At 62.6% G+C, this 24,779-nt stretch carries 19 protein-coding genes and 1 pseudogene; 13 read left to right on the top strand and 7 right to left on the bottom strand.

The window, feature by feature from the left end:
- Positions 1 to 6: 6 nt before the first annotated feature.
- The 3 genes from NPS56_RS19830 to NPS56_RS19820 all read right to left on the bottom strand — a co-directional run bounded on the left by NPS56_RS19830 (position 7) and on the right by NPS56_RS19820 (position 3,150).
- Positions 7 to 1,206 carry an LLM class flavin-dependent oxidoreductase gene (locus NPS56_RS19830; protein ID WP_274076178.1) on the bottom strand — a complete coding sequence of 400 codons (1,200 nt, stop codon included), beginning with the start codon at positions 1,204 to 1,206 and terminating at the stop codon, positions 7 to 9.
- A 141-nt stretch (positions 1,207 to 1,347) separates the two neighbouring features.
- On the bottom strand, positions 1,348 to 2,079 hold the full coding sequence (locus NPS56_RS19825; protein WP_274076177.1) for a class II aldolase/adducin family protein: 732 nt from the start codon (positions 2,077 to 2,079) through the stop codon (positions 1,348 to 1,350).
- 15 nt (positions 2,080 to 2,094) lie between these two features.
- On the bottom strand, positions 2,095 to 3,150 hold the full coding sequence (locus NPS56_RS19820; protein ID WP_274076176.1) for an ABC transporter substrate-binding protein: 1,056 nt from the start codon (positions 3,148 to 3,150) through the stop codon (positions 2,095 to 2,097).
- Between the two features lie 438 nt (positions 3,151 to 3,588).
- Here NPS56_RS19820 and NPS56_RS19815 point away from each other — a divergent pair, with 438 nt between their 5' ends.
- From NPS56_RS19815 to NPS56_RS19760, 12 genes and pseudogenes are all read left to right on the top strand, one after another.
- A complete protein-coding gene (locus tag NPS56_RS19815) occupies positions 3,589 to 4,860 on the top strand; it encodes an acyl-CoA dehydrogenase family protein (RefSeq protein WP_274076175.1) in 1,272 nt (423 codons plus the stop codon).
- A 1-nt stretch (position 4,861) separates the two neighbouring features.
- Entirely contained in the window at positions 4,862 to 6,643 is a 1,782-nt protein-coding gene (locus tag NPS56_RS19810; protein ID WP_274076174.1) for an ABC transporter ATP-binding protein, read from the top strand.
- Positions 6,636 to 8,504 (top strand): ABC transporter ATP-binding protein, encoded by a 1,869-nt coding sequence (locus NPS56_RS19805; protein ID WP_274076173.1) that lies wholly within the window; start codon positions 6,636 to 6,638, stop codon positions 8,502 to 8,504. Before NPS56_RS19810 ends, NPS56_RS19805 begins: the two co-directional genes overlap by 8 nt.
- 313 nt (positions 8,505 to 8,817) lie before the next feature.
- Complete coding sequence (locus tag NPS56_RS19800) at positions 8,818 to 9,978, top strand: LLM class flavin-dependent oxidoreductase (RefSeq protein WP_274076172.1); 1,161 nt, start codon at positions 8,818 to 8,820, stop codon at positions 9,976 to 9,978.
- 20 nt (positions 9,979 to 9,998) lie between these two features.
- On the top strand, positions 9,999 to 11,051 hold the full coding sequence (locus NPS56_RS19795; RefSeq protein WP_274076171.1) for an ABC transporter substrate-binding protein: 1,053 nt from the start codon (positions 9,999 to 10,001) through the stop codon (positions 11,049 to 11,051).
- Between the two features lie 36 nt (positions 11,052 to 11,087).
- A complete protein-coding gene (locus NPS56_RS19790) occupies positions 11,088 to 12,146 on the top strand; it encodes an ABC transporter substrate-binding protein (RefSeq protein ID WP_274076170.1) in 1,059 nt (352 codons plus the stop codon).
- Between the two features lie 477 nt (positions 12,147 to 12,623).
- The gene (locus NPS56_RS19785; protein WP_274076169.1) at positions 12,624 to 14,891 is read left to right on the top strand and encodes a TonB-dependent receptor; all 2,268 of its coding nucleotides are present in this window, start codon (positions 12,624 to 12,626) and stop codon (positions 14,889 to 14,891) included.
- 24 nt (positions 14,892 to 14,915) lie between these two features.
- A complete protein-coding gene (locus NPS56_RS19780; protein ID WP_274076168.1) occupies positions 14,916 to 17,378 on the top strand; it encodes a TonB-dependent receptor plug domain-containing protein in 2,463 nt (820 codons plus the stop codon).
- A gap of 227 nt (positions 17,379 to 17,605) precedes the next feature.
- Entirely contained in the window at positions 17,606 to 18,367 is a 762-nt protein-coding gene (locus NPS56_RS19775) for an ABC transporter permease (RefSeq protein ID WP_274076167.1), read from the top strand.
- Positions 18,368 to 18,376: 9 nt separating this feature from the next.
- Entirely contained in the window at positions 18,377 to 19,138 is a 762-nt protein-coding gene (locus tag NPS56_RS19770; protein WP_274076166.1) for an ABC transporter permease, read from the top strand.
- 11 nt (positions 19,139 to 19,149) lie between these two features.
- Positions 19,150 to 19,944 (top strand): ABC transporter ATP-binding protein, encoded by a 795-nt coding sequence (locus NPS56_RS19765; RefSeq protein WP_274076165.1) that lies wholly within the window; start codon positions 19,150 to 19,152, stop codon positions 19,942 to 19,944.
- 72 nt (positions 19,945 to 20,016) lie between these two features.
- Positions 20,017 to 20,160: pseudogene (locus NPS56_RS19760) on the top strand (MotA/TolQ/ExbB proton channel family protein); the annotation flags it as partial.
- A 33-nt stretch (positions 20,161 to 20,193) separates the two neighbouring features.
- Here the strand turns inward: NPS56_RS19760 and hpaC are convergent.
- Complete coding sequence (gene hpaC, locus NPS56_RS19755; protein ID WP_274076164.1) at positions 20,194 to 20,706, bottom strand: 4-hydroxyphenylacetate 3-monooxygenase, reductase component; 513 nt, start codon at positions 20,704 to 20,706, stop codon at positions 20,194 to 20,196.
- 257 nt (positions 20,707 to 20,963) lie between these two features.
- On the opposite strand from hpaC, the gene NPS56_RS19750 reads away from it, so the two are divergent.
- Positions 20,964 to 21,593 carry a response regulator transcription factor gene (locus NPS56_RS19750; protein WP_274076163.1) on the top strand — a complete coding sequence of 210 codons (630 nt, stop codon included), beginning with the start codon at positions 20,964 to 20,966 and terminating at the stop codon, positions 21,591 to 21,593.
- A 261-nt stretch (positions 21,594 to 21,854) separates the two neighbouring features.
- Here the strand turns inward: NPS56_RS19750 and feaR are convergent, their stop codons facing one another.
- The 3 genes from feaR to NPS56_RS19735 form a co-directional block, all read right to left on the bottom strand.
- Positions 21,855 to 22,775, bottom strand: coding sequence for a transcriptional regulator FeaR (gene feaR / locus NPS56_RS19745; protein WP_274076162.1), 921 nt, complete (start codon positions 22,773 to 22,775; stop codon positions 21,855 to 21,857).
- 151 nt (positions 22,776 to 22,926) lie between these two features.
- Positions 22,927 to 23,877: a PDR/VanB family oxidoreductase gene (locus NPS56_RS19740; protein WP_274076161.1), complete on the bottom strand. Its 951-nt coding sequence runs from the start codon at positions 23,875 to 23,877 to the stop codon at positions 22,927 to 22,929.
- Between the two features lie 151 nt (positions 23,878 to 24,028).
- Positions 24,029 to 24,769 (bottom strand): SDR family NAD(P)-dependent oxidoreductase, encoded by a 741-nt coding sequence (locus NPS56_RS19735; RefSeq protein WP_274076160.1) that lies wholly within the window; start codon positions 24,767 to 24,769, stop codon positions 24,029 to 24,031.
- Positions 24,770 to 24,779: the final 10 nt, after the last annotated feature.

Raw genomic sequence — 24,779 nt, 5'->3', positions numbered from 1 at the left:
GACTCCTCAGGCCCGCTCGACCACGTTGGCGCGTTGTGGCACCGGCGTGTCAGCGCGCAGGCGCGGCACGTCGAAACCGTGATCAAGGTCGAGCAATGGGAACAACAGGTCCGCCACCCGGTGCGCCTCATCGATCAACGGGAAGCCGGAGAGAATGAACGCCGATGTACCCTGTGCTTCGTACTCGCGAATACGCTCGGCAACCTGCTCGGCGCTGCCTACCAGATAGGTGCCGGCCGCCGGGCCGAGGATGTTGAAGCCGAACAGGCTCGGACCCAGCCAGACGTTGGGATAGATCTGCAGGTCCCTTGCCTTGGGCAGGCGACCTGCACGGACGGCGTCGACGTTGCGCTGGATCTGCGGGTCGTCGCTGCGGAAGCTGTCCAGGGTCTCGCCCGGTGGCAGTTGCCGTTCGATGGCCGCGCGTGCGGTTTGCAGCGAGGTGCGTTGCAAGAGCTTTTCGGCGTGGGCCCAGGCTTCCTCTTCGGTCTCACGGACAATGATTTGCAGGCGGGTGCCGAACGTCAGCTCGCGACCGATTTTTGCTGCCTCGGCCGCCACTTTGCGGAATTTCTCGCCAAGTTTTGGTGGGGTGTTGGCGAAGCTCAGGTACACGTCGAGCAACTGCACGGAATGGGCAACGCCCGGCCCCGAGGTGCCGGCGCCCCACAACGGGATGCCGGGTTTCTGCCTGGGCGGATGCCAGCCACCCAATGGATGACTGGCAGCGGCCGGTGTGCGCGGTGCCAGCTTGACGTACTGGCCGTCATATCCCGAGGTATCACCGGCGTAGAAGGCCTGGAAGGCTCGCCAGTACTCGAGGCTGAAGTCATAGCGCTCATCGTGGGGGTAATGCACGCCGAGGGTAGCCAGGCCGGCATCGTTGCCGTTGACAACGTTGAACAACAGACGACCGTTGGAAAACTGATCGAAGGTCAGGGCCCACTTGGCCAACACCGCGGGCGATAACTCGCCGGGGTGCTGCGCCACCAGGAAACGCAGGCGCTGGGTGGCATCGATCAACGCGGCGGAAACGGCCAGGCTTTCGTTGGGGCTGGAGCCCAGCAGCGATCCGTAATACCCCAGGCGATCACTGGCCACGGCCAGTTGCTTCAGATGCTCGAAATCGGTTTTCCAGCGGCCCTCGGGCTCCCACGGATAAGGCCCGTCGGGGGTTGTGAGGTACCAGAGAATTTTTACAGCCATGGGCATGTACCTTGGTTATGTGTCGACCTGTGGGAGCCGGCCTGCCGGCGATGAGGCCCTCGGGCCCTGCATCAATTTCTCGGCCGCCATCGCCGGCAGGCCGGTTCCCACAGGTTTTTTGGTGGCTGGGAGATCGGCGGGTCAGGTGCGACGATCGATGGCGGGCACCAGGCCAAGTTCCGTGGCTTTTTCGTACAGCCCGCTCATTTTCCATTGCTGGGTCAGCACACCGGGACCGTAGGCGCGGGAACCGCCCAGGGCATCGGCGAGCAATTGCAGTTGCGCCCCCTCCTCGAGCAACAGGATGAATTCAGCCGTGGCGCGCAAACCCTGTTTGCCCCACACGGTAGAACCACCGTTGGCTTCCAGAATCGCCAGGGTGAAAGGGTTCTCGGCAATCCTGTCGAGGATGAAATCGACTTCCGGCTGACGTCGGTCGATGTAGACCGGCAACTCCCGGGCCAGTTGATAACGCTGCACCGGCACGTAGTGAAATGGCAGGGTGCGATGGGTCTGTGCCCAGGCGCCGAGGTACGGCGAATGCACGTGGGACACGGTGGTGACATCCGGATGCTGCTGGAACAGTCTGGTGTAGCGGCCCAAACCGCCCTTGCCTTTGCCGTAGATCACCTTGCCGTCAAAATCGGTGACCGTCGCTTGCAGTGGTTTGCGGTAGTTCCACGGACCGCCGTAGTTGACCGACACCAGCAGCTCTTCGCCGGGTACGCGTTCGATGAAACCTACCGTGCCATTGGCGGTGATGGTGTTGGTTTCACGGAACACCGTGAAGGCTTCTTCAGCCTCGATCAGCACCTTGTCGATGAAGGCCTTCAGCGCTTGGCTGATCAGTTGTTCATTAATCAGTACGGTCATGGCAGTTCTCCGGATTCAGGCGCGGCGCTTGGCCAACAGTTCATGGGCGGCTTGCAACGGGCGCGGATCGACCCAGTCGGCGATGGAAAAATCGCGTTCCAGGAAGCCGTGCAGGTAAAGGAAGTCTTTCTGGATATCGAGGAACTCAAGACGCTGTGCAGAGAGGTCCGGTGCCAGCGTGGTGTGGAATTCCCCGCGATAGGCCTCGGCGACCCCGGCGCTGCCGGCACGGGTTTCCTCTTCGAGAATGGCATTGAGTGCCTCGCGGTTATTGGCAGCCCAATCGGCGGCGCTGAGGGTTTGCGCGAGGAAACGCACCACCAGGTCGAAATGGTTGTCGAGCAGGCTCTGGTGCACGGTGATCGGACGCGGCGTTCCGTTGTTGATGCGATAGCGCGGTTCAGCGATCAGGTCCAGGTCGATACCCACCACCAGGCCCAGACGCCGTGCGGCATCGGCGGCGGAAGCACCTTTGACATAAACCGCGTCGACTTCCCCACGCACCAGGTAATCGAGACCCGACCACAGGCGCTGCAATCCTTCCTGGGGATTGGCCGCCCGCTCCTGGTCCTGCAGGGCGACCTCCACCAGTTCGACATCACCGAAACCCAGCCCGGCCAGGCTCAGTGCGCCTTTGTAACCGTGCAGGCTCATGGCACGAGCGATGCTCCCCGGGCGGGTTTCACCCCAGGCTGGAAGCGCCAGGCGCTTGCCTTTGAGATCCTGCGGGCGCTGGATGCCGGAGTCAGGGCGAACCAGGATGGTTTGCCATTCCTCGATCCAGGTCAGGCCGATCAAGCGGCTCGGCGCACCGGCCGCACGGGCTGCCAGCGCCGGTACGTTACCGCCTTCGCGAAACAGTCCCGGCAGCTCGTGATCGTAGTGGTGATGCCCCAGTTGACGAGCCTCCTGCAGGGTCGAAACCGGCAGGCCGTCAGCGGCGAATTCATCGCTCAGCCAGCCGAGTTTATAGGCGATTCCGGAAGCCGTCGGCACCGGGCAACGGGTGAACCAGATCTGCTCCAGTTCTGCCGTGGTATCGGGTTGGATGTGTTTCGCAGCAAGCGTCATGAGCAGCTCCATCTGGTTGGGCATGTGACTGTTGCCCAAGCCATTGCAGTGCCCGTGCCAACAGCTGAAACCCCCGGTTTACGTGGCTTGGCGCCTGCAAGGAATTGACCAGGTGCTGCAAATTGCTGGCCTGCCAGCAGCAATGCGCATCGGCTGCTGCTGCTCGAGCAGTCGCGGTCGACAGGTTGCTTCTCCAGCAACACTACCCTTTCTCGCGCTTCACCAAACCCTGTGCCCGGCACGCTTTCAAGCCCTTGGCGCAGAACTTGCTCAAGGCCCTCTCAACACCCGAGAACACCGCAAAACCTGTAGGAGCTGGCTTGCCAGCGATTGGCCTTCAAGCCTTGCGCCGTACTCAAGGACGCCATCGTCGGAACGCCGCCCGCAGCCAGCCGGCTCCTACAAGGTCATCAGCAGATCAACGACAGAGGGACAGCAATGAGCAAGGTCGAACACAACCCCAGCGGGCACCTGATACAGGAACAGGCACCGATCCGACTGCTGCAGAGCGAAGCTCAAGCCATTTCCGCGGCCAGGGAAATAGCTGTGGAGATCGCCGAAATCGCCGCAGACACCAGCCAGAACGGCCAATTGCCCTGGCGTCAGGCACAACTGTTGTCCGAAAGCGGACTGACCGCCATTGGCGTGCCGAAAGCGTTTGGCGGTCTTGGCGCTTCGGTGGAAACCATCGTCGAAACCGTACGCCTCATATCAGTCGCCGACGGCGGCGTCGGCCAGTTGCTGCAAATCCACAACGTCATGTTGCGCGGGATTTTCACCGGCTACAGCGATGAGATTCGCGACCGGCTGATCCGCGATGTACTCGCTGGCAAACGTTTCGGCAACGCCTTGGCGGAAGTCGGCGGCAAGAACAAGTTCGCGCTCAAGACCCGGGTCGAGCGGCGTGCCGATGGCAAGCTGATCCTCAATGGCAGCAAGTTCTACTCCACCGGTTCCTACCTTGCCGAGTGGATCTCCCTGACGGCCGCCAGCGACGAGGGCGGCGCCGGGGTGCTGCTCAACCGCAACACGCCCGGCCTGACACTGGTGGATGACTGGGAAGCCTTCGGCCAGAAGAACTCCGTCAGTGGCACGGTGATCTTCGACTACATCGAGCTCGACGAAGGCTTCGTTTCCCAGCGCAAAGGTCCGATGAAGCGCACCGGCCTGACCTTCCCGCAGATTCTCCATGCCGCCATCGACACCGGCATCGCCGAAGGCGCGCTGGCGGCCGCGGTGGACTACCTCAACCACAACGCCCGGCCATGGGTGGAAAGTGGCGTCGATCACGCCAATCAGGAGCCGCACATCATCAAGCAGATCGGCGAATACGCCGTGGCCCTGCGCGGTGCGCAATCCTTGCTGCGCGATGCTGCACGGGTGTTCGACCAGCACGAACTCGACCCGGACAACAAGACTCTGCAGGACGAGCTGATTCTCTCGGTGGCCACCGCCCGTGCCCACTCGGATGCAGCCTCGCTGAAGATTTCCAGCGACATTTTCTCGCTGCTCGGCGCCAGCTCATCACTGAGCAAATGGAACCTCGACCGCTTCTGGCGCAACGCCCGGGTCCACACCACCCACGACCCAATCCGCTGGCGCCTGCATCACGTCGGCAACTACTACCTCAACGGCGTCGATCCGGGAGAGTACACCGCGATCCTCAACGCCAAGGAAAAACAGGGCGCCACCCGCCCCAAAGAGCAATGACATGATCGAAAAACACCCCCTATTGCGCTGCCTGGCGATCTACCGGGAAATGCCCTGGCGCTTTGCCCTGGTCGCGGCGCTGTTCATTTCCGTGAACCTCGCGCTGGTCTGGCAGCAATGGCTGATCGGGCATGCGGTGAACGACGTCAGCGCCGGTCGCGCCGTCGTGCGCCAGGCCGATGGCACCCTCGACGCCAGCCTGGGCTGGTACTGGCTGTGGCTGATGCTCGCCGTGGCCCTGGGTCGTGGCGTGTTGCAATACGCCGCCAGCGTGTGGTCACTGGTGCTCAGCCAGGAACTGCTGACGCGCCTGCGCGAACGCATCCTGCAACAGGTACAGAACCTGCACCTGGGTTATCACTGGCAGCACGGCATGGGGGAGATGATTACCCGCACCACCCGTGATGCCGACAAGGTTCGCGATGCCCTGATCAGCTTCTGGCGGCAGGTCGTGGAAACACCGCTGGTGGTGCTGGCGACGGTTGGCCTGCTCAGTTGGTACAACCCGCTGCTGGGGCTGGTGCCGTTGTTGCTGACGGTGGCAGGCCTGTGGGTTTTCGTGCGTCAGACCGAACGCCTGGTCAGCCTCGATCGCGCCGTGGGTGCCGCCTACGACCGGGTCAACCAGGAGCTCAGCGAGGGCATCGGCGGTGTCCGGGTAATCAAGTCCTTTGGCCTTGAGCACAGCCGCATCCAGCGTTTCGCCACGCAAGTGACGGTGTTCGCCGACCACGCCCGTCAGGCACTCGCCTATTCCAGCTCGCGGATACCGCTGCCGCAAGCCATCGTCGCCCTGGGTCATGTGTGGATCCTGGTGTATGGCGCGCATCTGGTGGCAACCGCCCAATTGGGCATCGGCGAGCTGGTCACCTCGCTGCTGATCGCCACCACCCTGGTGTTTCGCATCGAGGGCATTGGCCGCGTCATGCAGACCTTTGCGGACGCGCGCTCCAGCGCCGAGCGCATCTGGCAACTGCTGGACGAACCGGCGGCCATCCGCAGTGGCCAGGCCAGGTTGCCCGACACCCCCCTGGGATTGAAACTGGAACACGTCAATGTCAGTGCGCCCGGCGGCGGGCTGGATATTCTCCACGATTGTTCGCTGACCTTGCAGCCGGGTGAAATCGTCGCGCTGGTCGGTGCCACCGGCACCGGCAAAAGCCTGCTGGCCAGCCTGTTGCCGCGCCTGAGCGATGCCGGTTGCGGGCGCGTGTCGCTGGGGTCGGACAGCGCCGGATGGCAGGACATTCGTCAGCTGGACCTGGACGAACTCAGACGCCGGGTGCACGTGGTGCCCCAGGAAAGCTTTCTGTTTTCCGACACCCTGGCAGCCAACTTGCGCCTGACCGCACCCAATGCCAGCGACGAACAATTGCGCCAGGGTTTACGCCTGGCGGCCGCCGAAGATGTGCTGGACCGCCTGCCTCACGGCTTGGCCACGCCCCTGGGGGATCGCGGCGTGACGCTGTCCGGCGGCCAGCGCCAGCGCCTGAGCCTGGCCCGCGCGCTGCTGGGCGAGCCGGACGTGCTGTGCCTGGACGACGCCACCAGCGCACTGGACGCCATCAGCGAGCGCCAGTTGCTGAACAACATTCGCCAGCTGCGCCGCGACCAGGGTCGGGCCACCACCTTGCTGGTGATCTCCAGCAAGCTCTCGACCATTCTCCTGGCGGACCGCGTGCTGATGCTCCAGGACGGCCGGATCGCCGCCAGCGGCACACATGCCGAACTGCTCAACACCAACCCGGACTACCGCGACCTGCTAGGGATCGATCATGGCTAACCCAATCGCCGGCAAAGCCCTGAGCGACATCGAAATCGAAGAAATGCTGGCCAGGAAGGCCCTCGACCGCAGCATGTTCAGCCGACTGCTGCCGCTGCTCAGGCCCATTCGCAAACACATTTTCGCCGTCATCGGCATTGAATTGCTGCTGGTGTTCACGGTGTTCATGCGCCCCTGGTTCGTTCGTCAATTGCTCGACCACGGGCTGATCCAACAGGACGATCACTGGCTGCTCGATGAACGTCTGGTGCTGTGGCTCGGCCTGGGGCTGGCGCTCAGTTGGCTCGGGCGCTTCATGCTGGCCGGGGTTTCGCAGTGCGTGGCTGGCAGTGCAGCGATCCGGGTGCTCAACGACTTGCGGGTGCGCGTCTTTGCCCATGTACAAGGCTTGAGTGTCAGCTATTTCGACCGAACCAAGGCCGGGCGAATCATTTCCCGCGCCGACCGCGACGTCGACGCCCTCGAACCGCTGCTGATCCAGGGACCGCCAGAGCTGCTCGGCGCTCTGCTGCGCTGCGGGCTGGCGGCGGTGATGCTGTGGCGGATCGACCCGCGGTTCTTCCTTAGCCTCGCTGCCACCGTGCCGTTGCTGGTGCTGGCGACCTGGAGCTTCAAGCGCATCTCCCACCGCAACTGGGCGAAGGTCGCGGAGAACCGCAGCCGCTTCACCGCCCATCTGGTGGAGAGCGTCAGCGGTGCGCGCATGCTGCAGCAGTGCGCCCGGCAAACGCCAAACCTGCGACGCTATCGCGGCCTGCTGGATGACTTCAATCAGGCGCTGGTGCGCGGCAGCCTGCGATCCGGCTGGTTCGCACCGTTCACCGCCCTGCTCAGCTCGGCCGGCATGGCGGTGCTGTTGCTGGTGGGTGCCTACGGCCTGGCGCAGGCGGATGTCACCGTTGGCCAGATCGCGGAAAGCCTGTTTTATGTGTTCCTGTTTCTCGGGCCGTTGCAGGAGCTGTCGGACTTGTTCGAGCACTACGCCACCGGCTCGGCATCGGCACAGCGAATTTTCCTGTTGCTCGACACCCGGCCCGACATCAGTGACAGCAGCACAGTGCAAAACCTTGGGCGAGCGAAAGGCCAGGTGAGTTTTGAACGCGTCGGCTTTGCCTACGATCCTGGCGCTGCGACACCGGTGATCAATGAGCTCAACCTGCACATCCGCGCCGGCGAAGTGCTGGCGATCGTTGGGCCTTCAGGCCACGGCAAGAGCACCCTGGTGCAGTTGCTGACACGTTTCTACGAGGTGCAATCGGGTGCGGTGAAACTCGATGGCATCGACATACGCGACCTCGCCCAGCAGGAGCTGCGGCGCAATATCGGCGTGGTACTGCAGGATAACGTGCTGTTCAGCGGCAGCATCCTCGACAACCTGCGCCTGGCCTCGCCCCTTGCCGACGATGCCAGTCTGATTGCGGCCGCACGAGAGCTGGGCGCGGACGAGGTGCTGGAACGCTTGCCGCATCAGTACCAGACCGAAGTCGGGCCGCTGGGCGGGCACCTGAGTCATGGCCAGCGGCAACTGGTCTGTCTGGTGCGCGCTTACCTGGCGAACCCGGCGGTACTGGTGCTGGACGAGGCGACCTCGGCGGTCGATATCCACACCGAGCGCCGTATTCAGCGGGCGTTTCGACGACTTTGCGAAGGCCGCACCGCCATCATCATCGCTCATCGCCTGGCAACCATCCGCGACGCCGACCGCATCGCGGTGATTCGTCACGGCCGCCTGGTCGAACAAGGGCCGCATCATCAATTGATCGAGCAGGGCGGTGCTTATGCGGCGCTGTACCAGACGTACCTGCGCAGTGCCGAAGCCGGTTCATCCATTGACGAGATCGTCGCTACTGCATCGGCGTGATCGCGACCGCCATCGCCGGCAGGCCGGCCCCCACAGGTCAGCGTTGTGACCCCGATTCTGTGGGAGCCGGCCTGCCGGCGATGGCGATTGCCAGATCACCTGAAAACCACCTGCTGCATCCCGAGCAACCATTGCTGACGCACTGCTGCTACAGCAGCACCCCCGCCCTCCCTCCCTCTCCACTCCCCCGCCAAACGCCCGGCCCTGCTGACCAAAACCCCGCTCGCCGGGCATGGCATGTCCGTTGCAACCACCCTGGCAAGACGTCCTCGCACCTGCGCGACGCAACGCGTATCTGAATCAGGAGCACCCCATGAGCACTGAATTTTTCTGGCGCCTGCCACTGGGCACCGATGGTCCGCAGCTGACCACCGACAAACACAATCGCGGCAACCCGGACTACCGCCCGGGTCACATTGCGCCAGGGCGCTTGCCCAATGGCGAACCCGATGACTTCACCTACATTGACTACATCGCCCAGGTCGCGAAAGCCGCAGAACTGGCCGGTTTTGAAGGCGCCCTGCTGCCCACCGGGCCAGAGCCGTGGATTGCCGCGGCGGCCCTGGCCCGGGAAACCCGGCGGATCAAGTTCCTGATCGCGTTCCAGGCCACCTGGACCCTGCCGGCCTACGCCGCACAACAGGCAGCGATACTGCAGAACCTCAGCCGTGGTCGCCTGGAGTGGAACATCATCACCGGTGGCAATCCGGCCAGTCAGCGGGCCAACGGCGACTTCCTCGAACACGACCTGCGCTACAAGCGCACCGGCGAATTTCTCGACATCATCCAGGGCCTTTGGCAAAACGAGCGTTTCTCCTACGAGGGCGATATCTACCAACTGGAGAACGGCGCCCTGCCCCACGGCCTGCACAACGAGCGCAAACCCGGCGTGTACTTCTCCGGATTCTCCGACGCCGCCCTGGATGTCGCCGCCAGGCACGCCGATGTCTACCTCAACTGGGCCGAGCCCATCGACAAGCTCAAGCCACACATCGAGCGGGTGCGCGAACTGGCGGATAAACAGGGTCGCAGCGTGCGATTCGGCCTGCGGGTCGACCTGTTCGCTCGGGAAACCGAAGAGTTGGCGTGGAAAGATCTGCGTCGCCAGTTCGACAAACTCGAAGGCAAGGGCAGCGTGGTCGCCAAGGGTTTTACCAGCGGCTCCGATTCCGTCGGCGGGGCACGGCAAACCGCCTACCACCAGAACATCGATCGCTTCGACGACCTGATCATCGGCCCGAACCTGTGGGCCGGTTTTGCCAAGGCCAAACCGGGACCGACCGTGGGATTGGTGGGCAGCCACCAGAACATCGCCGAACGCCTGGTGGAATATCGCGACGCCGGATTCTCGACCTTCATCCTGGCCGGCAATCCGCACCTGGAGGAAGCCTTGCGCATCGGCCAGGAAGTCCTGCCGCTGGTGCACCAACGCCCTGTCGCAACACCTGCGACCCACTTGAAGGCCAGCGCCTGAGCGCTGCGGGAGACTGATTGATGACCCACCCCCTCGACACCCTCTGGTACACCCGCTGCCCGGTCCCCACCGGGCTTGGCATCGCTGTGCAAAAAGGCTGGCTGCAGGAAACCGTCGGCACCCTGGGCACACAGGTCCAGTCGCTGCGCGAGTCCACCGACAAAGTGGTTCGCGAATCGCATTTCGATCACACCCTGCGCAATTCGGTACGCCACGGCGGCAACATCCCGGCCATCTGGGCCCGGGCCCAGGGTCGGGAAACCCGGGTCATCGGGCTGTCCTGGGCCGACGAAGTACAACTGATCCTGACCCGTGGCGACAGCGGCATCAACACCGTGAAAGACCTCAAGGGACGCCGCTTCGGCCTGCCGGACTGGGCGGGTGCGCAGATCGACTTCACCCGCGCCCAGGCCCTGCGCGGCCTGGAAAACGCCCTGAAACTGGAAGGCCTGCAGGTCGGTGATGTGCAGTTGGTGAACTTCCGTTATGAGGGCACCTTCAGCGATCCGCAGGTGCGCACCGTCAATGGCACGCCGATCAGTACGCAGCGGGTCGAGGGACGCAACCTTGAACTCGTCGGCCTGTTGCGCGGAGAGGTCGATGCCATTTTCCTCAAAGGTGCCAGTGCGGCGCGCCAGGCACATGAGTTCGGCCTGCACACGGTGATCGACACTGGCGCCCATCCCGACCCGCTGATTCGCAGCAACAACGGCACGCCTCGCACGCTGGCGGTGGACCTGCACCTGCTGGAAAACCACTTCGACGTCGCCAGCGGCATCCTCGATTCGGTGCTGCGCGCCGAGCATTGGGCGCACACCCATCCAGAGGAAACCCGTCGCTACCTGGCCCGCGAAACCAATAGCAGCGAGTACTGGGTCAGCGCCGCCTATGGCGACGACGCTCACCTGCGCCTACGTACCGAACTGGATGAGCAGGCGATCGAGGCCTTGCAGGATTTCACCCACTTCCTGCATCGCTGGCGCTTCATTGCGAACAGTTTTGATGTACGTGACTGGATCGATCACCGGCCGCTGCAAGGGTTGCTGGCAACAAACACCGCACTGGCAGGCTAACCCGCCAGATCTCATGGATTCGAACTGAAGGCCATTATGAGCAAACCACTCGATACGCTTTGGTATACCCACAGCCCGGTCCCCACCGGGCTTGGCATCGCGGTGCAGTCCGGTCGACTGGCGCAAGCCTTTCTGCCGTTCGGTACCAACATTCAGTCCTTGCGCGAGTCCAGTGAACGGGAAGTTCGCGAAGCCCATTACGACCATCACCTGAAAAACTCGGTGCGTCACGGCGGCAACATCCCCGCCATCTGGGCCTACGCCAGCGGCGTGCAGACCCGGGTGCTGGGACTGTCCTGGAGCGACGAGGTGCAGTTGATCCTGACCACCGCGGAAAGTGGTGTGAAGAGCATTCGCGACCTGAAGAACCGTCGTTTCGGCATACCGAAATGGGCCAACGTGCAGATCGACTTCACCCGCGCCCAGGCCCTGCGCGGGCTGGAAAACGCGCTCAAGCTCGAAGGCCTGGAGGTCTGCGATGTCGAACTGGTGGACTATCCCTATGGCGGTACTTATAGCGACGACCAGAAGCAGCATGTGTTCGGTTCGGAGGTCAGCCTCGGGGTTTCTCGCTTCAGCCGTCGCAACAACGAGCTGATCGGGCTGTTGCGCGGCGACATCGACGCGATCTTTCTCAAGGGCGCGCATGCCGTGCACCTGGCCAATGAGTTCGGACTGCAGGTGGTGGGCGATACCGGCTCCCACCCTGATCCACTGATCCGCTCGAACAATGGCACGCCCCGGACGCTGACCGTGGACACGCACCTGCTACACGAGCATTTCGATGCCAGTGTGAAGATTGTCGATACCGTGCTGCGCACCGAACAATGGGCCTGGGCCAACCCGGATGAAACCCGGCGCTTTCTTGCACGGGAGTTGAACACCAGCGAGTACTGGGTCGCCGCCGCCTATGGCGAAGACGCCCATCGGCGTTTACGCACCACGCTCGATGGCCGCTCCATTGAAGCGCTGCAGGATTTCACCGATTTCCTGCATCGTTGGGACTTCATCCCACGCCGTTTCGATGTGCGGGACTGGATCGACTTCAGCGTGCTGGAAAATGTCATTGGCTCTACCTCTCGCTTGGCGGTTTGAGTTTTTCGTCACCAGCAATGCCGCCATCGTCGGAACGTCGCCCGCAGCAGGCCGGCTCCTGCAGTCATCACTGATCACACAAAAAGCTGTAGGAGCAAGCTTGCTCGCGATGGAGGTCAACGATGACGCGGGGAGCCTGGCACCCCGCGGTGCTCTCAGTTTTTTCGCGAGCAAGCTCGCTCCTACAGGGTCCGCATCCTTGAGGCCAATACATTGCTGGCCAGGCAACACTCCCACACTCACCGCTTGCTGCTCCAGCAACACCCGCCAAGCAACTTCTGCTGAATGTCTGGCAGACTTTTTACCCCCTACTGGATCCAACTAAAAAAACCCTGTAAAACCTCAACAAACACAACTATCACAAATACTAATATCCTTTAAATACAGCAACTTAATAAAACTAACCGATCCACAAAACCTCTTGGCACGATCTCTGCTCTACCCCCACTAGTGAAACTTTATCGGGGGGAGACTTAAATGCATAAACTTAATCCAATCGCCAAGAGTATCTGGCTAACCTTGTTGCTGGCCGGGGGCGGTGTCAGCGAGGGATTGCTGGCAGCCGAAACCACGGAAGCCGACAGCAGCAATACCACTACCGAACCTTCACTCAAGACCGTGACCGTCACCGCTCAACACAGGGAAGAAACCCTGCAAGAGATTCCGGTGGCGGTCTCGGCGGTACAGGGCACCAGCCTTGTCGCCGACGGCGTGCGCAACATGGGCGACATCACGACGTTCGTGCCCAACGCTTCCGCAAAAAACCCGGACGGCGATGGCCGGCCACGTTGGTACATCCGTGGCCTCGGCACCGGGGATACCGGCCCTGCGACCGTCTTCCCGGTAGGGATCTATGCCGACGACGTGTACCTGAACGCACCGATTGCCGGCGGCGGGCCGTTGTTCGACCTGGAGCGCATCGAAATCCTGCGTGGCCCGCAAGGCACCCTGTACGGCAAGAACACCACCGCGGGCGCCGTCAACGTCATTTCCAAAAAGCCGACGTTCGACACCGATGGCTTCGGCACGATCGGGTTTGGCACCAAGAACGAACGCATCGTCAGCGCAGCCCTGGGCGGTGCGCTGGTGGATGAGAAACTCGCGGCGCGGGTCTCGCTGTATTCCGAGGAGCGTGACGGTTTCCAGGAGAACCTCGTCGACGACAACACCTACGGCGACGTCAACAAGAAAGCCATACGCCTGCAGTTCCTCGCCCAGGTGAACGACGACCTGGAAGCGCTGTGGAAAATCCACAGTCGCGAATACAAAGGAGACGGCAGCAACGGCTCGCTGGCCGTAGGGCGCTATTACAACGTTGGCTATGAAAGACCCAGCGGACGCGATATCGCCATCAATGTGAATGAAGACTCCAAGCTCAACCACGATGGCACATCGCTGACCTTGAACTGGCACCTGGGTGACTACACCCTGACCTCCATCAGTGCCTATGATTACATCCGCGGTCAGTCCACCAGCGATGCCGACTACACGCCTTACGAAGTCAACGGCGCGGCGATTGCCGATAACCGATATGCGCAATATTCCCAGGAGCTGCGCCTGGCCTCGCCACAGCAGGAAACCTTGCGCTGGCTGGTGGGGGCGCATTACTTCCACGAAGACCTCGACAGCTCAGGCCAGCGCATCATCACGCCCGGGCCGACGCCCAACGGCACCGGCTCGAACCAGATCGGCGCGACCGACTTTCGTGACCTCGACTTCGACCACACCACCGATAGCTACGCGCTGTTCGGCAACCTGACATACGACTTCACCGATGACTTCACCGTGACCGGCGGTCTGCGTTATACCCAGGAAAAGAAAGACATCGACCTCGACCTGACCCAATTGACCCGCACCAGCGCCAACGGCCCATTGGTGCCTTTGCCCGGTGTCGGCACCAATGGCAATCGCCAGGAAGCCAACACCTGGGAAGCCTGGACCTACGACCTGACGCCGGAATACCGGATCAACGACAATCTGCGGGTGTTCTTTCGCTATGCCCACGGCTTCCGTTCCGGCGGTTTCAACACCGGGCTGTCGACCAGCCTTGCGCAGCTGACCACGGTGGACCCGGAACAACTGGACGCCTACGAAATCGGCCTCAAGTCCGAATGGTTCGACCATCGCCTGACGGCCAACGCCAACATCTTCTATTACGACTACTCGGACATTCAGGTGAACCTGCTGACGGTCAACAACGGCGTACTCACCACGGCGCTGACCAACGGCGCCAAGGGTAAGGTCAAGGGTGCCGAACTTGAGCTCGAGGCCCAGCCGACCGATTACCTGCACCTGCGTGCGGCGGTGTCGTTCCTGGACACCGAATACACCGACTTCAAGAACACCAACCCCAACACCGGCGTGGTCACCGGTGACTACAGCGGCAACAGCTTCGTGCGCTCGCCGCGCAACGTGGTGTCGCTCGGTGCCGACTACACCTTCCCGCTGGAGATCGGCGGCAAACTGGTGGCCGGTGGTGATGTGAGTTTCCGCGACAAGGAATACTTCCTCGCCGACCGCCAGAGCAGCGCCGACAAGACGCTCAGCCAGCCGCACTACACGTTGGCCAACACCCGCCTGACCTGGTTCAGCCCGGACGATAAAATCAGCGTCACCGGTTTCGTCAACAACGTCACCGACCGTCGCTACCAGGTTCACGGCCGTCCGAATGGCACGCTGGGCCAATACGTCATCACCTACGGCGATCCGCGCACCGTCGGCCTGAGCGTGACCAGCCGCTTCTGACCTTCGCCTGAAAGGAATTTATCCATGTTCCATCACACCCCGTTGGCCGGCGCTATCGCGCTGGTCATTGGCAGCCTTGCCGTGCCTGTGGCGGTTGCCGAAACCCGCCCCGTCGCCGGCAGCGACCACCTGGACACTGTCGTCGTGCTCGGCACCCGTCGCAGCGACGTCACTGCGCTGGAAAGCGCCGCGCCTATCGATGTCCTGTCGGGCGAACAACTGCAGCAGACCGGCGCCAGCGACCTGTCCGGCGCCCTCACGGCCCTGTCCCCTTCGTTCACGTACCCGCAATCACCCCAGGGCGCCTTTGCCGGTTCCATCGCCCAGGGCGCATCGTTGCGCGGCCTGGCGTCTGACCAGGTGTTGGTGCTGGTCAACGGCAAGCGCCGCCACACCAGCGCCAACGTCACCCGCCAGAGCCTGGTCAATGGACGCGGCGCAGCGGCGGTTGACTTGAGCCTGATCCCGTTGAGTTCGATCCAGCGCGTAGAGATCCTGCGCGATGGCGCGGCGGCCCAATATGGCTCGGATGCCATCGCCGGGGTGATCAACATCGTGCTCAAGGAAAAGGACGAGGGTGCAAACCTCGGCTACCGCTTCGGCGGTTACGACAAGGGCGACGGCATCCAGCGCAAGCTTAGCGGCTGGAAAGGTTTCGCCCTGCCCAACGACGGCTTCCTCACCCTGGGTTTCGACGCCGGCAGCCAGGACCCGGCCAGCGACACCAATCCGGACAACCGGATTTTTTACCCGGGTTCCACCAGCATCAACACGCCTCGCGAGCAGAACAACCGTTACCGGACCTGGCGTTGGGGCTCGGGCAATGTGTCGGACCAATACAACTTCGCCGCCAACAGTGAAATCGGCATTGGCGAGGGTTTGACGGCCTATGGCTTTGCCACCTACTCCCACAAGAACACCGACGCCGAGGGATTCTTCGACCCACCGACGACGCTGCGCAACAACTACGGCAGCACCGCGTTGCAACGCTTTCCAGACGGCCGCCTGCCGATCACCCGCTATTCGCTGGAAGACTACGCCATGACCGGCGGCCTGCGCTACGAAGACGATTTGCTGGGCAAATTCGATTTCGCCGTCAACCATGGCGACAACACCCTGAAGTCCGACGACCGCAACGCGATCAACCCCAGCTGGGGCGTCACCAGTCCACAAAGAATCCATACCGGCGAGCGTGAGGCCGATCAGACCAACGTGACCCTCGACTGGGTGCGGGATGTCCCGACCGACCTGTTGTTCAAGCCGCTCACATTGTCTGCCGGCCTGGCCTGGCGCCAGGAGAACTACGAACTGAGCGCAGGCGAGGCCGCGGGTTGGCAAAATGGCCCGCTGTTCAATACCGTCGACCCGGTTACGGGGCGGCGCATTCCGGGTTACTACTCCGGCATTACGCAAGTCGATGCAGCCTCGCTGGATCGCAACGTACTGGGTGCCTACATCGACGTCGAAGGCCAGGTCACGGAAAAATTCCAGGCGGGCGTCGCGGTGCGCAGCGAGCACTATTCGGACTTCGGCGATACCACCAACGGCAAACTGTCCCTGCGTTACGACTTCACCCCGCAGATTGCCGCCCGCGCCACCGCCAGTACCGGCTATCGCGCACCGTCCCTGGTGCAGAGTGGTTTGTCGTCGTTCAGCGTGCAGGTGGTGGAGCAGCCACCCGGCAGTGGCAACTATGTCGAGGTGCAGCAACGCACACTGCGTGCCGACAGCCCGGAAGCGGCGTTGCTGGGTGGCAAGTCGCTGAAACCGGAAGAGTCCACCAGCTATTCGCTGGGCCTGGTGTGGCGCCCACTGCCCAATGCATCGGTGACGCTGGACGCCTACCGCATCGATATCGACAACCGCATCACCCTCTCCGACCAGCTGCCGGCATCGGTTGTCTCGCCGATCTTCGCCGGAACGCCGTACGCGAACATCCAGAGTGCGGCCTTCTACACCAACGTCGCGGACACCCGCACCGACGGTGTCGAACTGTCCGGCAACTATCAGCTGGACCTGCAGCAATGGGGACAGCTGAACCTGAACGCAGGCGTAAGCCAGAACAACACAAAAATCACTGCCCTGAGGGATGTCGGCAACATCAAGGGTTCACAGATCGTAGGCCGCACCACCCAGGGCCTGATCGAAGATGGCACCCCCGAAACCAAGCTGATCCTCAGTGCCAACTGGCTGTATGACGGTTGGGGCATCACCCTGTCCCAGCGCCGCTATGGTGAATGGAAGAGCCTCAACGCGACCAACCCGACCCTGGACCAGACCTATAGCCCGCAGTGGGTGACCGACCTGGACTTGTCCTATACCTTCAACAGGACCCTGAAGGTTTCGCTGGGGGCGATCAACCTGTTCGATACCCACCCGGACGAGGCTGACGGCGTGCAGTTGTACGGTGTACCGAAATACTCGATCACCAGCCCCGAAGGCGCCCAGGGCGCGTTCTACTACACCAGCGTCAGCTACGACTTCTGACGGGACTGCTGGTGGGGTGTTGCCCTGGCAGCAGTGGGTGCTGATCAGGCATCAATCTGCGCTGTTCATTCCGACGCCATCGCCGGCAGGCCAGCTCCCACAGGTCATGCACCGTCCTGTAGGAGCTGGCTTGCCAGCGATGGCGTCATCCCGATCAAACATTATCTTGCGGCGCTGGCACAGCTCTTGCGATACCCCTTGGGTACTTCGCCGAAATAAGACCTGCCATGCGTACCCAACGTCTGCTCTCCTCCCTGACCTGGCTCATCTCCCCCGTTGCCCTGCTGTTGCTGTGGGCAGTGGTGGCCGAGGCCGGGATTTTTCCGCGCAACCTGCTGGTTCCACCCGCGCAGGTCTGGCACACATTCGAGGAACTGCTGGTCAGCGGTGAGCTGCTCGAACACCTGCTCAACAGCCTGTCGCGACTGGGGGCGGGATTTGCCATCGGCTCGCTGCTGGGCCTGGCTTTCGGCGTGCTCATGGCCTTGTCGAAGAACGTCGAGGTCTACTGCTCGCCGCTGTTCCACACCCTGCGCCAGATTCCCAGCATCGCGTTGATCCCGATGTTCGTGCTGCTGTTCGGCATCGATGAAACCTTCAAGATCATCATTGTCGCCAAGACCGCATTCTTCCCGGTAGCCCTGGCCGCCAGCGAAGGGGTCAAGGCCATCCCGCGCAGCTACTTCGAGGTCGCCGACGTCTATCGCCTGCGCTGGCCGACATTGGTCCGCGAAATCGCCCTGCCCGCCGCCGCGCCACCGATCATCACCGGCTTTCGCATCAGCCTGACCCGCGCCTGGGTGGTGCTGGTGGCCACCGAGTTGCTGGCCGCCGACAGCGGCCTGGGGCAGATGATCGAAATGAGCCGGCAGATGTTGCGTATCGATGTGGTGATGGTCGGGATCGTGGTCACCGGCCTCATCGGTTTCACCCTGGATTTCACCTTTCGCCAACTGGAACAGCGGCTGTTCCGCTGGCAGACCCGCTAGGAGTCGTCGATGTCTAGAATACTCGCCAGATCCCGTGGCCTGCTGTTACCGCTGTTGTTGATCGCCGGCTGGGAATGGCTGTCGCGCCAGGACGCCGCCGGGGCCTACGCCTTCGTGCCGCTGTCGGCCATAGGCTCGGCCTTGATCGAACTGCTGGCCAACGGCGAACTGCTGGTCAATCTCTGGGCCAGCCTGGCCCGCACCAGCACCGGCCTGGCCCTGGGCATTTTCTTCGGCGTGCTGCTGGGGGTGCTGATGGCGCTTTCAACGCTGGCCAACCGGTTGATCGGACCACTGTTCCACTCCATTCGCCAGGTGCCGATGCTCGGCTGGATTCCGCTGATCGCCATGTGGTTCGGCAACGGCGAATTTTCCAAGGTGCTGATCGTCAGCCTCGCGGCGTTCTACCCGATGGTGCTCAACACGTATCAGGGCTTCAGCCATGTCGAGCAGCGCTACCGCGAAGTCGGCCAGGTGCTGGTCCTGGGTCGCTGGCAACGCTTGCGCCATGTGCTGCTGCCCGCGGCGCTGCCGAGCATCGCCACCGGCGTGTTGCACGCACTCGCGTTTGCCTGGGTCACCGCCGTCGGCAGCGAGCTGTTCCTGTCTTCAGGCGCCGGCCTGGGCAACCTGATGATGAACGCCGAAGCCGGCTCGCGCATGGAGGTCATCGTCCTCAGCGTTCTGTGCATCGGCCTCTGCGGCTACCTGATGACCCTGCTGTTCACCCTCCTGAGCCGCCACTTGCTGCGCTGGCGCAACATTCGTTGAAAGGCCACTCCATGAACGCAATTGCACAACATGCCTTGCTACACAGCACTCCCTTGCAGTCCGGCGCACTTCAGATCCGCGGCCTGAGCAAGGCTTACCGGATCGAAGGCCAACCACTGCCGGTACTGCAGAAGATCGACCTCGACGTTCGTCCCGGAGAATTCGTCAGCATCGTCGGTGCCAGCGGATGCGGAAAGTCTACGCTGCTGCGGCTGATCGTCGGGCTCGAGGCCGATTACGAAGGTGACATTGTGCTGGACGGCAAGCGGGTCGTTGCCACCAGCCTGGAGCGCGGGATCGTATTCCAGGACCACCGGCTGTTTCCGTGGATGACCCTGAGCCAGAACATTGCCCTGGCGCTGAAGAACCACCCGCTGTCCCAGGCGGAAAAGGACCGGCTGGTGGCCGAGCACATAAGCCTGGTCAACCTTGATGGCTTTGCCAGCGCCTACCCGCACCAGCTGTCCGGCGGCATGGCGCAACGGGCCGCCATCGCCCGGGCGCTGATCAACAAGCCGAAAGTGCTGTTGCTCGACGAGCCCCTGGGCGCCCTCGATGCGTTGACGCGGGTCCACCTGCAACACGAGTTGCAACGCATCTGGGTGCAGCAACGTTGCACGGTGATCATGGTCACCCACGACATCGAGGAAGCGTTGTACCTGGGTGACCGGGTGATCGTCATGGACGCTCATCCCGGGCGGATCAAACACGAAATCAAGGTGGACCTGCCTCATCCGCGTGATCGCGCTTCGACGGTACTCCAGGGCTACAAAGAGCAGTTGCTGGAAGAACTGGTGGGCCATTGACCGCCAATGGCCGATCCGACGCGGCATGGAACAATTGAAGGTTCACAGGAGTAAAGAATGGGCAATGTCCAGAAACTGACGGCCGCCGACCTCGATGACTTCGCCCACGACTTCTACAGCCTGGCGCAAAAACATGCGTTGCGCGTGCACCTGCACCCGCTGCCGGGCAAGTCCGGCGCCAGCGTCGCCGGGCAGAAAGTCAAGGAGGCGTTCTGAGGAGCTGCCGCAGGCTGCTCCTACAAATGCAATTCAGCAATGCGCTCCGGCATGTTCCAGGCGATGGAACAAGCGGTTGAAGTACACCAGGCTATCGCGCGGCTCCCGCACGCCGACATTATCCAGCTCCACGAACATCACCGAGTGCGAACCCACTTCCTTGCACTCGCTGATCCGCCCCTGCAGTTGCACCAGGGCATCGCGCAGCACCGGCACTTCGGCGGCGCCGTCGTCCCACAGGTCCCAGGCAAAACGTTCAGCCATGGGCACCTGGGTCATGCCGGCGAAGTGACGGGCCAGCTCTTCCTGTTCGCCACACAGCACGTTGACGCACAGGCGACCGTTGGTGCGGAACACGTCGTGGGTGGCGCTGTTGCGGTTGACGCACACCAGCACCGTGGGCGGCGAGTCGGTGACCGAGCACACGGCGCTGGCGGTTATGCCGCAGCGGCCGCCCGGGCCATTGGTGGTGATGATGTTCACCGCAGCAGGCAGCTGCGCCATGGCGTTGCGAAAGTCGATTTGCTGCTGGCTCAGGTCGGCCATGTCGATGCCCCTTCCTTCAGGAGGACCGCTTTGAAGCGGCCCGTAGGTGATGGAACAAGACTAAGGCTGCGCGCGCGCTGCAACCATTCTGACGATCCCCATGGCGAGGTTGGGTTTCCGCTAGTCGACTAGGTGGTTTCTTTATCGCAAGGGCCGCCGACAGTGGGTATTCTGCTTACAGGCTGGAAAACACACAGCCGATGCGTGCCGCGCGTTCGCGTGCGAAAACAATAATTAGAATTTTCGTGGCAGCCCTGATGCAAACCCGCAAACCGATTGTTTACATCGTTGACGATGACAAGGACCTGCGCACCTCTCTGGCCTGGCTGCTGGAGTCGGTCAGCGTGCAGGCGCAGTGCTTCGCCGGCGCCGATGAGTTCCTCAGCCAGTACGACCCCCAGCAGCCCGCTTGCCTGGTGCTGGATGTGCGCATGCCGGAAACCAGCGGTTTCCAGTTGCAGGAGATCCTCAACCAGCGCGGCAGCACCTTGCCGACCATTTTCGTCTCGGCCCATGGCGACATTCCGATGTCGGTCACGGCGATGAAGAACGGCGCCCTGGACTTCGTCGAGAAGCCCTACAACCCGCAGCAGATGATCGACCGCATCCAGGCGGCGCTAAAGACCGCCGTGCACGCCCAGGCCGACCAGCAACAGCGGCAGAACCTGCAGGGCAAGCTGGCGCTGCTGACCAGCCGCGAGCGGGAAGTGTTGATGCTGGTGATCGATGGCAAGGCCAGCAAGGTGATCGCCCGGGAGCTGAACATCAGCGTGAAGACCGTTGACGTGCACCGCACCAAGATCAAGGAGAAGATGGGCGTGAGCAGCATTGCCATGCTGGTGCGCGAAGTGCTGCATTTGCCGGTGGATGAGCCGGCGCGGCACTGAGGGATCTGCGGCGGTCATCACACCGCCATCGCCAGCAGGCTGGCTCCCACAGGTTGATCTCGGTTTTACACCGCAGGTCCACTGTGGGAGCGAGCTTGCTCGCGATGAGGCTGGCACATTCAACATTGATGGTGACTGACATACCGCTTTCGCGAGCAAGCCCGCTCCCACAGGTAGATCCCGGTCGTACACAGACTTTGTGTTCACCGCAGATTCAATGTGGGAGCGGGCTTGCTCGCGAAGGGGCCAGCAAATACAACATCAATTGTGGCTATACCGCTTGCGATAAGCCCCCGGCGACACGCCAAAGCGCGATTTGAAGGCCGACGAGAAGTAGCTCGAATCCGAGAACCCCCAGGCATAACACAGCGCCGACAGCTTCTGCTCGACATCGCTGCGGCGCAGGTTTTCCGCGCAGAAGTCCAGGCGTCGGTGCTTGATGTATTGCGCCACCACCAGGCCGCGCTTGGAGAACATCCGGTACAGGCCGCGCACGGAAATGCCCACTTCACGGGCGATCAGTTCCGGGCACAGTTCTTCGTCGCTCAGGTGCGCGTCGATGAAGGCGATGATCTTGCGGAACTGCCGCTCATGGGAATCGGCAGCGCTTTCACGGGCGCTGATCCCCGGCAGCAACAGGCTGGCCAGGGCGTCGAGCACCGCTTCGCTTTCCTGCATGTCCAGCCCTTCCTGCTGGCGAGTCTCCAGCACCAGCTTGTTGGCCATCGCCGCCAGGGGGCTGTTGGCGCCGATGCGCGTGGCGCAGTTGACCGCGTTGAAGTGCGAACCACGCTCCACCACCTGACGCGGCAGAATCAGCGACAGCTGTCGGCAATCGTCGTTGTAGATCATGTCGCTCGGGCGGCTGGCGTCGATCAGGGCGATGTCGCCACAGCCCAGTTGCGCGCGGTTGTCGCCCTGCTCCAGGTGCGAACTGCCGCGCAGCTGGAACACCGCGTAGTAATGGCCGTCGCTGCTGGTGCTGACGTCCTTGCTGGTGCGATACAGATGCACGTGCGCCATGTCGACAACACTGAGGTTGATCGCGCCGCTGCGAAATTCCGTCAATTGGCCATAGAAGTCGGTGTCCAGCGCCCGGGCGTCGAAACGCCCGCAGGCCTGGTTCACCTGGCTCAACCAACTTTCGAACGCCTCATTGCGCACCGTCGATGCTGTAGTCATGTCCGCAAAGCCTCAGGTTTTTTGTTGTTATTTCTCGACCGCTTCGTCGAGCGGTTCGCTAACACGGTTTTTCTGTAGCCATCACCTCCCTCGATGGCCGCCGGGCGCCATTCAACAGGCTCCGGCGTCAGCTTTCCAGTGAAGAAAGCGCTTAAATGTCCAATACCAGACGAGCGGAAAGTGCCCGGGAAACGCAGGCGCAGATCTGCTTGTTGGAGGCTTTTTCCTTGTTCGAAAGGCAGTTGTCACGGTGCTCCGGCACGCCGTCCAGCACCTCGACGATGCAGGTGCCGCAGATGCCTTCGCGGCACTCGGTATCGATGTCGCAACCGTGGGCTTGCAGCACGTCGACCAGGCTGCTGTCGGCCGGCACGTGCAGCACCACGCCGGAACTGGCCAGCTCCACTTCAAAACCGCCGGCCGGGGCACTGTTGGCGGCAGGGTCGGCGGCGAAGTGCTCCAGGTGAATGGCGTCGTCGGAACGGGTGCGCGCGGCCACTTCCACCACTTTGTTCATGAACGGTGCCGGGCCGCAGGTGTAGACGTGGGCCGCAGGATTGGCGCGTTCAAGGCAGGCGCTCAATGCGCCGTCCAGGTCCGCCGGTTCCACGCCGTAGTGGAATTGCACATTGTCGGCAAACTTCGTCGCCAACAGCTCAGTAAACGCCGCGTATTGCGCCGAACGGGCGAAATAATGCAGGCGGTACGGCTGACCGCTCTGCGCCAGTCGATAAGCCATGCTCAGCAGCGGCGTCACGCCGATACCGGCGGCGAACAACACGTGTTCGCGGGCACTGTCATCGAGACGGAACAGGTTGCGTGGCGCGCCCATTTCCAGCTCCATGCCCTCTTCCACCTGCTCGTGCAGCGCCAGGGAGCCACCGCGCGACTGCGCTTCTTTTTTCACTGCCACCAGGTAGGCACGGCGATCCTCTGGCGGGCTGCACAGCGAGTACTGGCGGGTCACGCCGGTCGGCCCGGTGAGGTCGACGTGGGCACCCGGTTCATAGGTGTCGAGCGGCTGGCCGTCACTGCGCACGAGGCGAAAGGAACGGATATCCAGCGCTTCGTCGACGATCCTTTCGATCTTCACCTTCATCATTGCATCACCTGACTATTTATTTTCTTGTTAAACACAGCCCCACCTGTAGGAGCTGGCTTGCCAGCGATGGCGGCCTTCAGTCTTGCATCGCCTATGTTGACGCCTTCGCCGGCAAGCCGGCTCCTACAAGGGTTATTTTCCGGGTTGGACATCAGCGCATGAACAGGCCGCCGTTGACGTCCAGGCACGCGCCGGTTACGGACGTTGCGTTGTCGGCGATCAGCAACAGCACGCTGTCGGCGATGAACGCCGGGTCGCCGAGGGTGCCGACCGGGATCATTTTCAGGATCTGTTCCAGACGCTCCGGGGCCACGGTTTCGCGCACCACCGGCAGGTCCAGGGGACCTGGCGAGATGCTGTTGACAGTCACCCCTTGCGACGCCAGTTCACGGGCGAAGACTTTGGTCAGCGTCGCCACGCCGCCCTTGGCCGCCGCGTAATGCGCGCCAGTGGCGGTGCCGCCGTTCTGCCCGGCCAGGGAGGCGATGTTGACGATGCGGCCAAAACCACGCTCGGCGAAGTGGGCGCCGAACACCTGGCAGGCGACAAAGGTGCCGCGCAGGTTGATCGCCATCGACTCGTCGAACTCTTCGGGCGTGATGTCCATCAGCGCCGCGACTTTCGACACGCCAGCGTTGTTCACCAGAATGTCAGTACCGCCCCAGTGCGCAGCGAGCAGGTCGCGGGCGCGCTGGAAGTCGGCCTTGCTGCGTACATCCAGCTCGATGGCGACGGCCGTGGCGCCGCTGCCGTCCAGCTCGGCGGCCAACGCCTGCACGCCATCGAGGCGCACATCCGCCAGTCCGACGCGATAACCGGCGGCGTGCAGACGGCGGGCGATGCACTCGCCCAGTCCGCGCGAGGCACCCGTTACGAGGGCTACTCGACTCATGATGTTGCCC

Origin of the sequence: Pseudomonas putida, assembly GCF_028682635.1 — a bacterium.
Lineage (GTDB): Bacteria > Pseudomonadota > Gammaproteobacteria > Pseudomonadales > Pseudomonadaceae > Aquipseudomonas > Aquipseudomonas putida_AE.
The sequence above is the reverse complement of the archived record's forward strand: the minus strand, read 5'-3'. Positions and strand labels throughout refer to the sequence as shown.

What these genes read in the sequence shown, in the direction of transcription:
- NPS56_RS19820 (WP_274076176.1), bottom strand. Translation starts at nt 3,150, where the DNA reads ATGACGCTTGCTGCGAAACACATCCAACCCGATACCACGGCAGAACTG.
- hpaC (WP_274076164.1), bottom strand. Translation starts at nt 20,706, where the DNA reads ATGGCCGACCTGAGCCAGCAGCAAATCGACTTTCGCAACGCCATGGCG.
- NPS56_RS19815 (WP_274076175.1), top strand. Translation starts at nt 3,589, where the DNA reads ATGAGCAAGGTCGAACACAACCCCAGCGGGCACCTGATACAGGAACAG.
- NPS56_RS19740 (WP_274076161.1), bottom strand. Translation starts at nt 23,877, where the DNA reads ATGATGAAGGTGAAGATCGAAAGGATCGTCGACGAAGCGCTGGATATC.
- NPS56_RS19830 (WP_274076178.1), bottom strand. Translation starts at nt 1,206, where the DNA reads ATGGCTGTAAAAATTCTCTGGTACCTCACAACCCCCGACGGGCCTTAT.
- NPS56_RS19805 (WP_274076173.1), top strand. Translation starts at nt 6,636, where the DNA reads ATGGCTAACCCAATCGCCGGCAAAGCCCTGAGCGACATCGAAATCGAA.
- NPS56_RS19785 (WP_274076169.1), top strand. Translation starts at nt 12,624, where the DNA reads ATGCATAAACTTAATCCAATCGCCAAGAGTATCTGGCTAACCTTGTTG.
- NPS56_RS19770 (WP_274076166.1), top strand. Translation starts at nt 18,377, where the DNA reads ATGTCTAGAATACTCGCCAGATCCCGTGGCCTGCTGTTACCGCTGTTG.
- NPS56_RS19765 (WP_274076165.1), top strand. Translation starts at nt 19,150, where the DNA reads ATGAACGCAATTGCACAACATGCCTTGCTACACAGCACTCCCTTGCAG.
- NPS56_RS19775 (WP_274076167.1), top strand. Translation starts at nt 17,606, where the DNA reads ATGCGTACCCAACGTCTGCTCTCCTCCCTGACCTGGCTCATCTCCCCC.
- NPS56_RS19800 (WP_274076172.1), top strand. Translation starts at nt 8,818, where the DNA reads ATGAGCACTGAATTTTTCTGGCGCCTGCCACTGGGCACCGATGGTCCG.
- NPS56_RS19750 (WP_274076163.1), top strand. Translation starts at nt 20,964, where the DNA reads ATGCAAACCCGCAAACCGATTGTTTACATCGTTGACGATGACAAGGAC.
- NPS56_RS19735 (WP_274076160.1), bottom strand. Translation starts at nt 24,769, where the DNA reads ATGAGTCGAGTAGCCCTCGTAACGGGTGCCTCGCGCGGACTGGGCGAG.
- NPS56_RS19790 (WP_274076170.1), top strand. Translation starts at nt 11,088, where the DNA reads ATGAGCAAACCACTCGATACGCTTTGGTATACCCACAGCCCGGTCCCC.
- NPS56_RS19795 (WP_274076171.1), top strand. Translation starts at nt 9,999, where the DNA reads ATGACCCACCCCCTCGACACCCTCTGGTACACCCGCTGCCCGGTCCCC.
- feaR (WP_274076162.1), bottom strand. Translation starts at nt 22,775, where the DNA reads ATGACTACAGCATCGACGGTGCGCAATGAGGCGTTCGAAAGTTGGTTG.
- NPS56_RS19825 (WP_274076177.1), bottom strand. Translation starts at nt 2,079, where the DNA reads ATGACCGTACTGATTAATGAACAACTGATCAGCCAAGCGCTGAAGGCC.
- NPS56_RS19780 (WP_274076168.1), top strand. Translation starts at nt 14,916, where the DNA reads ATGTTCCATCACACCCCGTTGGCCGGCGCTATCGCGCTGGTCATTGGC.
- NPS56_RS19810 (WP_274076174.1), top strand. Translation starts at nt 4,862, where the DNA reads ATGATCGAAAAACACCCCCTATTGCGCTGCCTGGCGATCTACCGGGAA.